This is a genomic window from Polynucleobacter sp., assembly GCF_018500155.2.
Taxonomy (GTDB): domain Bacteria; phylum Pseudomonadota; class Gammaproteobacteria; order Burkholderiales; family Burkholderiaceae; genus Polynucleobacter.
Genome location: NZ_JAHBAK020000063.1, coordinates 1 through 13283 on the forward strand (window position 1 = coordinate 1; position 13283 = coordinate 13283).

The window sequence follows — 13283 nt, forward strand, 5'->3', positions numbered from 1 at the left end:
GGCATTTTTTTAATCAGCGACAAAATGGCAGTAGGCTCAACCACCACACCAGTCAAGCGACCTTGCGCATCTTTCATATAGATACCGCCATCACCTGGATTAGGCGTTTTATCGTTGATACCAGCCAACTCAAAAGCCTTGTGATTGACATACGCAATATGGCCAGACTGATTAATCACCATAATGGGAACATCGGTTGAAACCTTATCTAAAACATCGGCAGTTAACTCAGCCATGAAGGGATTGGTGCGGGAAGGATCAACACCGAAGGCACCCAACCACTGACCCTTTGGTAGGGTCTTTAAATGCGCTTTGAGTTTTTGACTCAAAGTATCTAGGGTGTCATATTGCGCTGAGAAGTTCGATAAATTGAGCCATAACTCTTCAGTCAATGCCGTCATCATAATGTGAACATGCGGCTCAACAAAACCTGGCATCAAGGTTTGACCTTGCAAATCAACCATCTTCGTCGTATTGGCTTGCCAATCTTTGAAAACGGCCGCCTTTTTACCAAGACCGACAATTTTTCCATCTTGCACTGCTAGAGCCTGCACTTCCTCGTTCTTCGCATTGACTGTGACAATCGGCCCACCATAGAAAATGGTATCCGCTGCTTTTGCAGACGCGGCCATTGACACTTGATGCGAGCCAATAAGCCCAGTAGTAATCAGTGCTATTTGAATAAAGTGTTTCATGAAGAGGCTTTCAGTTTTCATAATGAAATGATTGGACAGTAAATCGGTCTTGATTATTTCTTATATTAACTAGGCATCTTGTCTGGCTGCCAATAATAGCCGCGCGCTTTCATGCAGGCTGAATACAACTCAGGATTCGTTTGCACGCCAGAATATCCATTCCATCCACCCCATGCTGGTCCCCAACCATAGCCCCCTTGGCTGTAACCAAATGGTTGTTGAGCCTCTTGAAGGCAAGCATAGTTATCTTGATTAAATTGCAATTGCGTAATTCCTGTCTTGATCCAAGTGCCCGATTGAGTGGCGCAACCAGCAAGGGAAAACAACATGAGCAGTAAAGATTTTTTATTCATCATGGATTCAGTAGGCGCTAAGCAAGGTAAATCTCTTGCTCAATTATGAACAAAAAAACCACCCGAAGGTGGCTTTCTCATACAACTTGGCGGAAGGGGCGGGATTCGAACCCGCGGTAGGCTATTAACCTACGCACGCTTTCCAGGCGTGTGACTTAAACCGCTCATCCACCCTTCCGGAACCGTTGATTATACGATTGCCGCAAAGGTGGCACCCCAAATACCGCCCAATACTGCTTTGGCGAATTAGAGTGACTCTTTGAGTTGCTCCAAAATCGCTGGGTTTTCCAAGGTAGAAGTATCTTGTGTAACCTCTTCGCCCTTAGCAATCACGCGCAATAAACGGCGCATGATCTTGCCAGAACGGGTTTTTGGCAAATTGTCACCAAAGCGCACATCTTTTGGTTTTGCAATTGGACCAATCTCTTTACCCACCCAGTTACGTAATTCTGTAGCAATCTTCTTGGCTTCTTCACCTGTTGGGCGACCGCCTTTGAGAACTACGAATACGCAGATCGCTTCACCAGTAAGTTCGTCAGGACGACCCACTACCGCAGCTTCTGCAACCAATGGGTTTGCTACTAAGCAAGATTCAATTTCCATTGTTCCCATACGGTGGCCAGAAACGTTCAATACGTCATCGATACGACCAGTAATAGTGAAGTAGCCAGTGTCTTTATTACGAATTGCGCCGTCACCAGCGAGATAGAGCTTGCCGCCCAATTCTTCTGGGAAATAAGACTTCACAAAACGATCTGGATCGCCCCAAATGGTGCGAATCATAGAAGGCCATGGGCGCTTCACAACCAAGATACCGCCCTGTCCGTTTGGAACATCGGCACCTGCTTCATCCACGATGGCTGCCTGGATACCTGGCAATGGCAATGTACATGAACCTGGAATCATGGGAGTTGCACCTGGCAATGGCGAAATCATATGACCGCCAGTTTCAGTCTGCCAGAAGGTATCGGCAATCGGGCAACGTGAGCCGCCAACATTTTCGTAGTACCACATCCAAGCCTCAGGATTGATTGGCTCGCCAACAGAACCCAAAAGACGCAATGAAGATAAATCAAAGCTCTTTGGATGCACTGCTTGATCGCTACTAGAAGCTTTGATCAATGAACGAATTGCAGTTGGTGCTGTGTAGAAAATGGTGGCTTTGTGTTTCTGAATCATGTCCCAGAAACGACCTGCGTTTGGATAGGTTGGCACACCTTCAAACACAATCTCAGTGGCACCTACTGCTAATGGGCCATATGTAATGTAGGAGTGACCTGTTACCCAACCAATGTCTGCAGTACACCAGAACACATCATTTGGTTTGATATCAAATGTCCACTTCATTGTGAGAATAGCCCACAAAAGGTATCCGCCTGTAGAGTGTTGAACACCCTTTGGCTTACCAGTAGAACCAGAGGTGTAGAGAATAAATAATGGGTGCTCAGCGCTGACCCACTCTGGCTCACAAGTAGTAGCTTCGTTAGCCACAATATCTTGCATCCACACATCACGACCTGCAGTCATGCTGATATCAGCACCAGTGCGTTTGCTAACGATGACATGCTTTACCTTAGGGCATTCGCCGGTAGAGAGTGCTTCATCGCAAATTGCTTTTAATGGCAATGCCTTACCGCCACGGAATTGACCGTCAGCAGTGATGACTGCAACAGCGCCAACGTCCATGATGCGATCACGCAAAGCTTGTGCTGAGAAACCACCGAATACTACGGAGTGAATTGCACCAATGCGAGCACATGCTTGCATTGCCACAATACCTTCAATGGTCATCGCCATGTAAATGATGACGCTGTCACCAGACTTGATACCGAGCTTACGTAATGCGTTTGCCATTTTGCAAACGCGCTCGAGCATCTCTTTATAAGTAACTTTAGTGACGGTACCGTCATCCGCTTCGAAGATGATGGCAGTTTTATCGCCTAGACCAGCCTCAACTTGGCGATCTAAACAGTTATATGAAGCGTTGGTTGTACCGTCTTCGAACCACTTGTAAAAAGGCGCTTTAGATTCATCTAAAACTTTAGTGAAAGGCTTTTTCCAATAGATGTTTTCTTTTGCAAGACGACCCCAAAAACCGTTGTAATCGCTCTCAGCTTCAGCACATAACTTTTTATAGGCGTCCATGCCTGGAATAGCCGCACCCTTTACAAAATCTGCTGGTGGGTTAAAAACGCGATTTTCTTGCTTTAATGGTTCCATGCTTCACAGCCCTCTATTAAATAATCAATATTTTTTGCGCTATAAAACACGCAAAATGACACAAAATGACGGGTTTTCACCCTCAAGACTCTCGAAGATAAGTGAAAACACTTGGGATTTGCTCTATGGCAAACCCTTAAAATAGGGGAAACCTTACTAATCTTGTGGAAATTAGCCTAAAACCATGACCAATATCAAACAAAACGACCTGATTCAAAGCGTTGCCGACGCATTCCAGTTTATTTCCTACTATCACCCCAAGGATTTCATCGAAGCCATGGGCAAGGCATATTCTCTTGAAAAAGGAGAGGCGGCCAAAGATGCCATCGCGCAAATTTTGACCAACAGCCGCATGTGTGCAGAAGGTCACCGCCCGCTATGCCAGGATACGGGCATTGCTTTGGTCTTTCTCAAAATTGGTATGAATGTGCAATGGCCCGATGCCACGATGAGTGTGACTGAAATGGTCAATGAAGGTGTGCGTCGCGCTTACCTTAATCCAGATAACACGCTACGCGCTTCCGTATTAACCGATCCTGCAGGTAAACGTAAAAACACCGGTGATAACACCCCCGCTGTAGTGCATTACGAAATAGTACCCGGTGATGACGTTGAAGTCATTTGCGCTGCTAAAGGTGGTGGTTCAGAAAACAAAGCAAAGATGGTGATGCTCAATCCTTCTGACTCTATTGTTGACTGGGTTCTGAAAACAGTTCCTACCATGGGAGCTGGATGGTGCCCTCCCGGCATTCTCGGTATCGGTATTGGTGGCACTCCAGAGAAAGCCATGTTATTAGCCAAAGAAGCGTTGATGGGTCCAGTCGATATCCAAGAACTGATCGCACGCGGTCCAAAGAACCGCGTTGAAGAGCTGCGCCTTGAGCTCTATGAAAAAGTAAATCAATTGGGTATCGGCGCTCAAGGCTTAGGCGGCTTATCAACAGTTCTCGATATTAAGATTTTGGATTACCCCACCCATGCTGCGTCATTGCCCGTAGCCATGATTCCGAACTGCGCGGCAACTCGCCACGTTCACTTCCATTTACATGGTGATGGTCCTGCAAAATTAGAAGCTCCATCCTTGTCTGATTGGCCAGATGTCACCTGGACGCCAGATGTACAAAAATCTAAACGTATTAATTTGGATACCCTCACTGCCGAAGAAGTGGCGAGCTGGAAACCTGGCGAGACTTTGTTACTGAACGGCAAGATTTTGACTGGTCGTGATGCTGCACATAAACGCATTCAAGACATGCTCGCTAAAGGCGAAGAATTGCCAGTGAGCTTTAAAAATCGTGTGATCTACTATGTAGGACCCGTGGATCCTGTGCGCGATGAAGTAGTTGGCCCAGCGGGTCCCACTACCTCCACCCGTATGGATAAATTCACTGAAATGATGCTGTCCAAAACTGGCTTGATCTCCATGATTGGTAAAGCAGAGCGCGGACCCGTTGCGATTGAGGCGATTAAAAAACACAAGTCTGCTTACCTCATGGCCGTTGGAGGTGCCGCTTATTTAGTATCTAAGGCAATTCAAGGCTCTAAGGTTGTTGGCTTTGCTGATCTTGGTATGGAAGCCATTTACGAATTTGATGTAAAAGATATGCCAGTCACCGTTGCGGTGAACTCTGAAGGCATCTCGATGCACGAGACGGGGCCTAAGGAATGGCAAGCAAAAATTGGCAATATTCCTGTCAAGATTGCTTAATAGCCTTTCCAGCTTGAGACTGTATTAGCTTGTCACTCGTAGGCGTTTTTGATTCTGGCGTAGGTGGCTTATCCATCTTGGATGAGGCCCTACGCCAACTCCCTGAGCACGACTACATCTATCTTGCGGATTCTGCCAACGCACCTTATGGTGAGAAATCGAGCGAATGGATTGCTGCTCGCAGCCTGCATCTCTGTCAGTTCTTAGCACGGGCAAACTGCGACGCAATTGTGGTTGCTTGCAATACCGCTACTGCGGAAGCCATCAAACACATTCGTGCGCAAGTAAACATTCCTGTAGTAGGTGTTGAGCCGGGGATTAAGCCTGCAGCAATGCAATCCCAAAATGGTGTGGTTGGAGTGCTTGCTACTGAAGCGACACTCAAAAGCGATAAATTCAATGCACTACTCGCGACCCTGCCTAGCGAATGCCGCTTTATTAAACAAGCAGGTGCGGGCTTAGTACCTCTGATCGAGGCTGGCAAAGCCGACAGCGAGGAAACGCTCGATCTTTTGGCCAAGCACCTAGAGCCCATACAAGACGCCGGTTCCGATACCCTTGTCCTAGGATGCACGCACTACCCTTTCTTAAGAAAGGCGATTCGCAAATTATTAGGCGATTCCATTACGCTCATCGATACGAGTGATGCAGTTGTTAGGCAGTTAAAGCGTCAACTTGAAACCTTAGAACAATCTAAAAAATTCGCGAATAGTTCAAAACAAGAACATGGTGCAGTTCGCTTTATTAGCAGCAAAGACGATGTTGCTCTGCGCAATATGGCCCAGGATTTAATGCGTAGCGACCTTCAGCTTCATGATGTGAGCTCAACTCCCTTGGAGCTAGTTGAATGAGCACTCTATTGCAAAAACTGGATGCACATTTACCGTTCACAAAAACAGAACGCATCATTATTGCGATTGTTTTGGTCTTGCATGCTTTACCTGCTCTCGAGTTTTTGCATTTCACTACCAAGCCACCCAAAATGGATGATGCGCGGGTCATGGCAAATTTAGTTAGTCCAGATACTGCTGCTAATAAAAGTCAACAACCCCCTGCCCCACCACCGCCCAAACCCAAACCAAAAGAAGAGCCGAAAAAGAAAACGGTGGAAGAAAAGCCTTCGCAAAAGCCTACTCCACAGCAGACACAAACAAGTACTCCGCAACAGAAGAATGAATCCAATACGCAAAGTCAAATGCAAAATGCCGCTGTGGCACCCGCTACGACTGGTGGCGCCAGCGGCACACCGATTCAGACAGACATTGGTAAACTGGTTGTCGTATATCAACCCGATGCAGATGCGTACTACCCGTCATTCTCTAAACGGTCTGGCGAACAAGGGGCTGTGGTGGTGCGCTTGATCATTGCAGAAAATGGCGAAGTTGAGGATGTTGCTCTCTTGCAGTCGAGCTCCTTCCCCAGACTTGATCGAGCAGCAACTGATATCGGACGACGTTATCGCTTTAAACCATTCTTGGTCAACGGAACACCGCAACGTATTTCTACCAATCTTTTAATCAAATTTAATCTCAAGAATTAATTACCATGAATACACCATTTGGAATTGCAAATCTTTGGCTTGAGGGTGATGCCATCACTCGCTTTGTGGCAATTGTTTTATTGCTGTGCTCAATCATTACTTGGGTTATTTTGCTTAGCCGCTTTTGGGAATTACGGAACTTGCGCAAACTCAAGCCAGAGCTTGAGCAGTTTTGGCATGCCACCTCCTTTGAGCAAGGCATGCATTCCTTTAGCAATCCAACGATGAATCCCTACTTTCAGATTGCAAAGCTAGCCAGTAGCGCCTCGGTTCACCACCAAAGTCAGGCCAGCAACCATCGTGAACTATTGCAAACACTGAACTATTCCGAGTGGATGGCACGCAGCATTAAAAATAGCATCGATGGGATTGCAGCCAGCTTACAAAAAGGCTTAACGTTTCTGGGATCAACAGGCTCTACCTCCCCTTTTATTGGTTTGTTTGGTACCGTCTGGGGCATTTACCATGCGCTGGTCTCCATTAGCAGTTCTGGTAGCGCACAAATTGATCAAGTGGCCGGCCCCATTGGCGAAGCGCTCATCATGACCGCTTTAGGCTTAGCAGTAGCGATTCCTGCGGTATTGGGCTTTAATGCCATCAATCGAGCTAACAAACTACTTGTTGCCGATCTCAATCGCTTCGGCAATGACTTGCTTGCCTACTTTGTCACTGGCGCACGCGTGAAGTCCGGAGAATAAGTATGTCTTTTCATATGCAAGACGATCAAAATGATGACGCCATCATGGCGGAAATCAACATGACACCTATGGTGGATGTGATGTTGGTGCTCCTCATCATTTTCATCATTACATTGCCAGTGATCCAACAAGCTGTCAAAGTCGAACTACCTAAAGCAAGTAGTGTTCGCAATGAAATTAAACCCGAGTCTATTCAGTTATCCATTGATGCTAAAGGTCAAATCTTTTGGAATAGCACCCCGATTGACTTAAAGACATTTGATGGCTATGCAGAAAAGGCTGCGCAAAAAGATCCCCAACCAGAAATTAATTTGCGTGCTGACAAATCCGTTAAATACGAGTACGTTGCTCAAGTGCTAGCCGCTTCACGCCGCGCAGGTCTTACCAAATTAGGGTTTGTTACCGAGCCTGATTAAGGCTCTAACAGTTCTCCCTTTAGCGAAAATTACTTCGCTTTATTGGGCGAGGGAGATAAAAGACAATCTTCTTCGCTAAAGCGCGTGCCATCACCCATGGTGGCACCAAGAATGCCGCCCTGAATCCTCTCTGTTTTTTTCAGCTTGCCCGTATTTGTATCAATACTGATTTGCGTTGAAACCGTTCCTGCAGGATAAGAAACACCTGTCACAACTTCAGGGGCAAAACTGGCTTCAACCCAAATTACAATTTTAGGGCGTGCTAGCGTCACGCTTTTGACTAGCTGGTGTCCATATTCATCAGATCGATCCAGATCGCGTTCATCTAAATACACTTTCGCTTTGCGATTGGCTAGAGCCGGAACAATCTTCATTTCATATTCTTCCGTATAGCTCTTTTCATAGCGTTTGCAATGCAAATGAATCTCTTCTAATGCCCAAGCAGAAAATGAAGAAGCAGACAGCAAGGAAACAAGCAAGATTTTGAATAAACGCATAACGTGATGATGCAATTGAATCTTCAATATCTTATGGAAGGTGGTGGTGCCCGAGGCCGGAATCGAACCGGCACGACTTTTTTGAGTCGGCAGATTTTAAATCTGCTGTGTCTACCGATTTCACCACTCGGGCTCGCACAAGCAGTAACTGCCGCGCAAAATAAATCAAGACAAACCAAATTTTAGCATGTCAGACCACCTGCCCCGAAGAAGCCCTTATCACCTAGGGCTTGGGAAAGCCTAAGGACAACAATATTAAAATACCTTGATGAAATTCATCAGCAATATGGCGGGTGTACGCAAGCTATTACGTCCAGTATTTTGGACGCTTGGTTTTGCAGCATTACTTGCCCTTGGCATAACCATGGCATATTTATATGCCGCGCAAACCACCCCTCACGGCAAAAGAAGTATTAAAGCCTTAGGAGATAACGTTCTCATCTCCTTTGATGAAGTAGATATTCCTCACATCAAAGCCAATAGCCAGTCTGATGCATTATTTGCTCTTGGTTACTTGCATGCTACAGAGCGCTCTTGGCAAATGGAGATGAACCGTCGCATTGCTAGCGGGCGTCTTTCAGAGATTCTAGGTAGTGAAACGATCAATATTGATCGCTTTATTCGCACTATGGGTATTAAGCGTGCGGCTGAACATCAATTTGATAAATACCCAGTAGCTACGAAACGATTGCTGCAAGCCTATGCTGATGGTGTTAATGCAGGTAATGCACATCTAGGTTGGGCATTACCCATCGAGTATTTTCTGACGGGATCAAAACCAGGCCACTGGTCACCCACCGATAGTGTGGCATGGATGTTGATGATGGCTTTAGATTTAGGTGGCAACTGGCATAAGGAATTACAAAGACTTGAGCTTTCGCGTGTTTTATCGACTAAGCAAATTTGGGAGGTGATGCCACCATTTGAAGCTGAGCCGGTAACAACCATGGATTTTGCCAAGCTATACAAAGATCTCAATGTATTTAACCCTCAGGCTGGCCCTGTGAATAGCCGCTCCAAAAAATTACCAGCAACCGAGCTCTCTGACATTGATATTCCTGGCAGTAAAGATGGCATTGGCTCTAATAACTGGGCGCTTAGCGGCAAACTGACTGCCAGCGGTAAGCCTTTATTGGCCAATGATCCTCACCTCGGTTTATCCGCTCCTGCAATTTGGTATTTTGCTCATTTAGATGCTCCTGGATTGAATGTATTGGGAGGCACTCTCCCCGGCATACCAGCAGTCATATTGGGCCGAGCGGAAAATTACGCATGGAGCTTTACCAACACCAACCCTGACGTACAAGATCTCTATATCGAACAGATTGATACGCAAAATACGGGGATGTATCGCGGCCCCGATGGTCCACTAGCATTTAAAGTGCGTCAAGAAATCATTGATGTGAAGGGCGCCCCATCTGTCAATCTCCTCGTGAGAGAAACGCGTCACGGTCCAGTCATTTCAGATTCATATGCTCGTGCGAAGCGGGCTATAGATACCAATCGCTTTGCTTTAGCATTGCGCTGGACTGCATTAGACATAGAAAACCAATCTGTCGCGGGCTTACTTGAACTGAATCGCGCCAAAGACATGGATTCGTTTAGACATTTGCTACGTAAAAATTATGCTCCGATGCAAAACGTAGTGATGGCAGATGTGGACGGCAATATTACTTACCAAGCTGCAGGTGTCGCGCCCAAACGTCAACTTCGGCATGGGCTCTACGGTGTTGCACCAGCATTAGGCTGGGATAAACAATATGACTGGCATGGTTACGTACCTTTTGAGCAACTGCCCAGTAGTCATAATCCTGAACAGGGCTGGCTTGCAACAGCTAATCAACGCATTATTGCGGCCAATGACCCCAATCCACTCACTGGAGACTGGGATTTGTCAGCACGCTATGAGCGCATTGTGGATCTGATTAAAGCTAAAAGTAGTCATGACATCGATAACATGAAGATGATGCAGGCTGACACTCTTTCACTCACGTCCATTCCTCTGTTAACACTTTTTAAAGCAAGCACCCCTACTCACCCATTAGGCAGCAAAGCGGTTGAGCTATCCAAAAACTTCGATGGCAACATGCGAGTAGATAGTGTAGGTGCACTCATTTTTAATGCCTGGGCAGATCACCTCACTCGCAATTTATTCTCGAGGCTGGGATATATCTTTCATGAAACATACGGTGAGCGCAATTATCGCGGTGCACTTCTAGGACAAATTCAAAATCCCAACAGTCCTTGGTGCGATAACCCCAAAACTGAAGCACAGGAAACTTGTCTTGATGCATCCAATGATGCCTATAACAAAGCATTGGAATATTTGAGTAAGGAATATGGCAATGATCCCAGCAAATGGACTTGGGGTAGCGCACATATTGCCATCTCAGAACACCGTCCCTTTAGCAAAATTCCTATCTTGGGAAAACTCTTTAATCTACGCACCCCGTTTCCGGGTGACAGTAATACGATTAATGTGGGCAGACTCGAACTCTTACGCTCTGATCAACCCTATGAAACACTGCAGGCCCCAAGTTTGAGAGCCATCTATGATCTTGCGGATCTGGACAAATCACTCTTTATCTTTCAATCCGGTCAATCTGGCTGGGTGCAGAGCAATTTTTATCGCAATATGATGCCGCTTTGGGCAAAGAATGAATACCTCCCCCTACAAATGAAGCCCCAAAACATCAAACGTAGCTTGGAGCTGGTAAATAAGTAATGGCCTTGCCGTAACGGCGTATAAAATACCCTCTATATCGACTTAACCTAATTGAATTCTTGCAAAGTAAAGTTTCTCTATGAAAAAAATTCTCATTAGCCTCTCATCTATCGCCCTACTCTTTTCTTATACTCATGCGTTAGCCGCATGGAAGGAGCTCGGCTCCAATGAATTAATGATTGTCTCCGTTGATCTAGACACGGTACGAACACAAGGTGAAAAAGTGCAGATTATGTCCATGCTCGATTTCAAAAAACCTGGCGTCAACCCAGAAAATCGCGAGACAGTACTCTCGATCATTGGCTTAAATGAATTTGATTGCCCTAATGTGAGCTATCGCCCAATTGCTTTCAAAGAATTTTCTGGTGGCAAGGGATCCGGCAAATTGGTTTCAGAAAGCAACACACCAGACAGCAAGTTTGAGCCGGTTGTGAGTGAAACTTGGGCAGCAGGTGTCTTTAACACTGTCTGCACTCTCAAAAAATAAGCCTCATCTCCGCCCATGCGGATTTCCTGGACGATTGCCCCTTTCGCATTGATAGGTCTTGTCCAGGGTTGTGCAGCACCTTTAGCAGCATTGGGCACAACGAGCACTGCAGCGGCAAGCTCTGCCGGTACGACGATGACCACTGCTGCAGTGGCAAATCCCATGACAGCCACTAGCCTTGCCTCCACCGCAACGACGGGTAAGTCTCCCCTAGAGCATGCCGCCTCAGCAGCCACCAAAAAGGAGTGCAGCTTCTTTCATATTCTGAATGGTAAAGCGATCTGCGTAGATGTTGTCATGCCCAAAATCATTGATAACAGCGCCCCACTAGCTGGCCCAGCCGATTTACCAACAGAAGCAACCAAGTAAGCCTTTGGCTTCCCCCTGAAAACATTGTTGTGTAGGGCTAAAATTGGTTTTGTTTACGACCATCACCGAAACTTGCAATGACTACTGAAAATTACTACCTTACGCTCACCTGCCCAAATAAACCGGGCATTGTGGCTGCTGTATCTACTTATATTTTTCAAGCAGGCGGCGACATTGAGGAGGCTCAGCAATTTGACGACAAAGCATCCAAACGTTTTTTTATGCGAGTGAGCTTTAGCTGCCCAACTGATGGCAACACCTTACGCTCTGGATTTACCGAGATTGCCAAACGTTTTGAACTCAACTGGAATCTACGTGCAGTAAAAGATTTAAAACGCGTTTTGATCATGGCATCTAAATTAGATCATTGCCTAGTAGACCTACTCTATCGCTGGCGCATCGGTGAATTACCCATGATCATTTGTGGCATTGTTTCAAATCATCCTCGCGATGTCTATGCAAGCATTGATTTTGCAGACATACCCTTTTACCACTTACCGGTAACGCCGGAAACTAAGCCTGCTCAAGAAGCTAAATTATTGGAAATTATTGCCGAGTCAAAAGTAGACATGGTGATTCTGGCGCGTTACATGCAAATTTTGTCCGATGAGCTATCCACCAAGTTATCAGGACGTTGCATTAACGTACATCACTCATTCTTGCCAAGCTTTAAAGGCGCAAAACCCTATCATCAAGCGCATGCTCGGGGTATCAAACTCATCGGTGCTACAGCTCACTTTGTCACCAGCGATTTGGATGAGGGTCCCATTATTGAGCAGGATGTCACCCGCGTAACACATGGCGATACACCAGATGATTTAGTCAGAAAAGGTCGCGATCTAGAGCGCACTGTGCTATCTCGCGCTCTGCGTTATTACCTGCATGACCGAGTGCTGATCAATGGCGCAACTTCCGTTGTTTTTTCAGACTAACAACAGAACCCAGGCCGCTTCATGATATCCGGCCTGGTTCAAATTTTGCTGTTTCAAAGTATTGGGGAGCTCGCATCTAAATTCTTCTTGCCCACCCTGCCTGGACCCGTTATTGGCTTAGTACTACTCGTGGGATGGCTAGTCTTTCGCAAAGGAATCAATACCGAGTTAGCCATGGTGGCAGATGGTTTTAGTCAATATCTCGGCTTACTCTTTGTACCAGCTGCTGTTGGCGTAGTGTTATTTTTGCCGCAACTCAAAGCTAATGCGTATGCCATTCTTTTTGCTCTTATTGGCAGCGTAGTTTTGACTATTGGCTCAAGCGCTCTGATTGCTCGCCTGCTCAGTGAGAGAACGAAAGCGCACGATGAGTGAGAACCATTCTATTGTTGAAATTTGGGTCTATCTCTCTGGTAGTCCGCTCTTTGCTTTATTCATCACGCTAGCTGCCTACCAAGTTGGTCTTACGATCTACAAACGCACCACCCAAAATCCATTGGCAAACCCCGTCGCAATTGCAATCTTGATAGTTGCCACCACAATCCAACTCATTGGCATGCCTTACTCTACCTATTTTGAAGGCGCCCAATTTATTCACTTTCTATTAGGCTCTGCGACTGTTTCATTGGCGATCCCGATTTAC

15 protein-coding genes and 2 tRNA genes are annotated in these 13283 nt (G+C 46.2%); 11 read left to right on the top strand and 6 right to left on the bottom strand.

Going from position 1 to position 13283, the window contains the following annotated elements; all coding sequences use genetic code 11:
• From KIH43_RS07455 to acs, 4 genes are all read right to left on the bottom strand, one after another.
• A partial coding sequence (locus KIH43_RS07455; protein ID WP_297719357.1) for an amidohydrolase family protein occupies window positions 1-695 on the bottom strand: 695 nt, incomplete at its 3' end.
• Between the two features lie 65 nt (window positions 696-760).
• Window positions 761-1024, bottom strand: a complete 264-nt coding sequence (locus tag KIH43_RS07460; RefSeq protein ID WP_297719360.1) for a hypothetical protein — start codon at window positions 1022-1024, stop codon at window positions 761-763.
• 111 nt (window positions 1025-1135) lie between these two features.
• Window positions 1136-1226: transfer RNA gene (locus KIH43_RS07465), tRNA-Ser, on the bottom strand.
• Window positions 1227-1294: 68 nt separating this feature from the next.
• Window positions 1295-3268: an acetate--CoA ligase gene (gene acs, locus KIH43_RS07470; RefSeq protein ID WP_297719361.1), complete on the bottom strand. Its 1974-nt coding sequence runs from the start codon at window positions 3266-3268 to the stop codon at window positions 1295-1297.
• Between the two features lie 184 nt (window positions 3269-3452).
• On the opposite strand from acs, the gene KIH43_RS07475 reads away from it, so the two are divergent.
• Genes KIH43_RS07475 through KIH43_RS07495 form a run of 5 tightly spaced genes read left to right on the top strand, consistent with a single transcriptional unit; the run spans window position 3453 to window position 7630 of the window.
• On the top strand, window positions 3453-4976 hold the full coding sequence (locus KIH43_RS07475) for a fumarate hydratase (protein ID WP_296969210.1): 1524 nt from the start codon (window positions 3453-3455) through the stop codon (window positions 4974-4976).
• A 29-nt stretch (window positions 4977-5005) separates the two neighbouring features.
• Window positions 5006-5827 (top strand): glutamate racemase, encoded by an 822-nt coding sequence (gene murI / locus KIH43_RS07480; RefSeq protein WP_297719366.1) that lies wholly within the window; start codon window positions 5006-5008, stop codon window positions 5825-5827.
• Window positions 5824-6516 carry an energy transducer TonB gene (locus KIH43_RS07485; protein ID WP_296969204.1) on the top strand — a complete coding sequence of 231 codons (693 nt, stop codon included), beginning with the start codon at window positions 5824-5826 and terminating at the stop codon, window positions 6514-6516. Before murI ends, KIH43_RS07485 begins: the two co-directional genes overlap by 4 nt.
• Before the next feature lie 5 nt (window positions 6517-6521).
• A complete protein-coding gene (locus KIH43_RS07490) occupies window positions 6522-7214 on the top strand; it encodes a MotA/TolQ/ExbB proton channel family protein (protein WP_296969202.1) in 693 nt (230 codons plus the stop codon).
• 2 nt (window positions 7215-7216) lie between these two features.
• On the top strand, window positions 7217-7630 hold the full coding sequence (locus KIH43_RS07495) for a biopolymer transporter ExbD (protein WP_296969200.1): 414 nt from the start codon (window positions 7217-7219) through the stop codon (window positions 7628-7630).
• A 29-nt stretch (window positions 7631-7659) separates the two neighbouring features.
• Here KIH43_RS07495 and KIH43_RS07500 read toward each other — a convergent pair whose 3' ends face one another.
• Window positions 7660-8127, bottom strand: a complete 468-nt coding sequence (locus KIH43_RS07500) for a hypothetical protein (protein WP_297719370.1) — start codon at window positions 8125-8127, stop codon at window positions 7660-7662.
• Window positions 8128-8171: 44 nt separating this feature from the next.
• Window positions 8172-8260: transfer RNA gene (locus KIH43_RS07505), tRNA-Leu, on the bottom strand.
• Between the two features lie 135 nt (window positions 8261-8395).
• Here KIH43_RS07505 and KIH43_RS07510 point away from each other — a divergent pair.
• From KIH43_RS07510 to KIH43_RS07535, 6 genes are all read left to right on the top strand, one after another.
• Window positions 8396-10852, top strand: coding sequence for a penicillin acylase family protein (locus tag KIH43_RS07510; RefSeq protein WP_297719373.1), 2457 nt, complete (start codon window positions 8396-8398; stop codon window positions 10850-10852).
• Window positions 10853-10931: 79 nt separating this feature from the next.
• Entirely contained in the window at window positions 10932-11339 is a 408-nt protein-coding gene (locus tag KIH43_RS07515) for a surface-adhesin E family protein (RefSeq protein WP_296969191.1), read from the top strand.
• A 15-nt stretch (window positions 11340-11354) separates the two neighbouring features.
• Complete coding sequence (locus KIH43_RS07520) at window positions 11355-11708, top strand: hypothetical protein (RefSeq protein WP_296969188.1); 354 nt, start codon at window positions 11355-11357, stop codon at window positions 11706-11708.
• Between the two features lie 77 nt (window positions 11709-11785).
• Window positions 11786-12640, top strand: a complete 855-nt coding sequence (purU, locus tag KIH43_RS07525; RefSeq protein ID WP_296969187.1) for a formyltetrahydrofolate deformylase — start codon at window positions 11786-11788, stop codon at window positions 12638-12640.
• Between the two features lie 21 nt (window positions 12641-12661).
• The gene (locus KIH43_RS07530) at window positions 12662-13015 is read left to right on the top strand and encodes a CidA/LrgA family protein (RefSeq protein WP_297719376.1); all 354 of its coding nucleotides are present in this window, start codon (window positions 12662-12664) and stop codon (window positions 13013-13015) included.
• The coding region (locus tag KIH43_RS07535) for an LrgB family protein (protein WP_297719379.1) at window positions 13008-13283 on the top strand (276 nt) is incomplete at its 3' end. The genes KIH43_RS07530 and KIH43_RS07535, both read left to right, overlap by 8 nt.

Excerpts from the sequence above, each read along its gene's own strand:
- acs (WP_297719361.1), bottom strand. The coding sequence starts at position 3,268 with ATGGAACCATTAAAGCAAGAAAATCGCGTTTTTAACCCACCAGCAGAT.
- KIH43_RS07475 (WP_296969210.1), top strand. The coding sequence starts at position 3,453 with ATGACCAATATCAAACAAAACGACCTGATTCAAAGCGTTGCCGACGCA.
- KIH43_RS07510 (WP_297719373.1), top strand. The coding sequence starts at position 8,396 with ATGAAATTCATCAGCAATATGGCGGGTGTACGCAAGCTATTACGTCCA.
- purU (WP_296969187.1), top strand. The coding sequence starts at position 11,786 with ATGACTACTGAAAATTACTACCTTACGCTCACCTGCCCAAATAAACCG.
- KIH43_RS07490 (WP_296969202.1), top strand. The coding sequence starts at position 6,522 with ATGAATACACCATTTGGAATTGCAAATCTTTGGCTTGAGGGTGATGCC.
- KIH43_RS07520 (WP_296969188.1), top strand. The coding sequence starts at position 11,355 with ATGCGGATTTCCTGGACGATTGCCCCTTTCGCATTGATAGGTCTTGTC.
- KIH43_RS07515 (WP_296969191.1), top strand. The coding sequence starts at position 10,932 with ATGAAAAAAATTCTCATTAGCCTCTCATCTATCGCCCTACTCTTTTCT.
- KIH43_RS07495 (WP_296969200.1), top strand. The coding sequence starts at position 7,217 with ATGTCTTTTCATATGCAAGACGATCAAAATGATGACGCCATCATGGCG.
- KIH43_RS07460 (WP_297719360.1), bottom strand. The coding sequence starts at position 1,024 with ATGTTGTTTTCCCTTGCTGGTTGCGCCACTCAATCGGGCACTTGGATC.
- KIH43_RS07500 (WP_297719370.1), bottom strand. The coding sequence starts at position 8,127 with ATGCGTTTATTCAAAATCTTGCTTGTTTCCTTGCTGTCTGCTTCTTCA.
- KIH43_RS07530 (WP_297719376.1), top strand. The coding sequence starts at position 12,662 with ATGATATCCGGCCTGGTTCAAATTTTGCTGTTTCAAAGTATTGGGGAG.
- KIH43_RS07485 (WP_296969204.1), top strand. The coding sequence starts at position 5,824 with ATGAGCACTCTATTGCAAAAACTGGATGCACATTTACCGTTCACAAAA.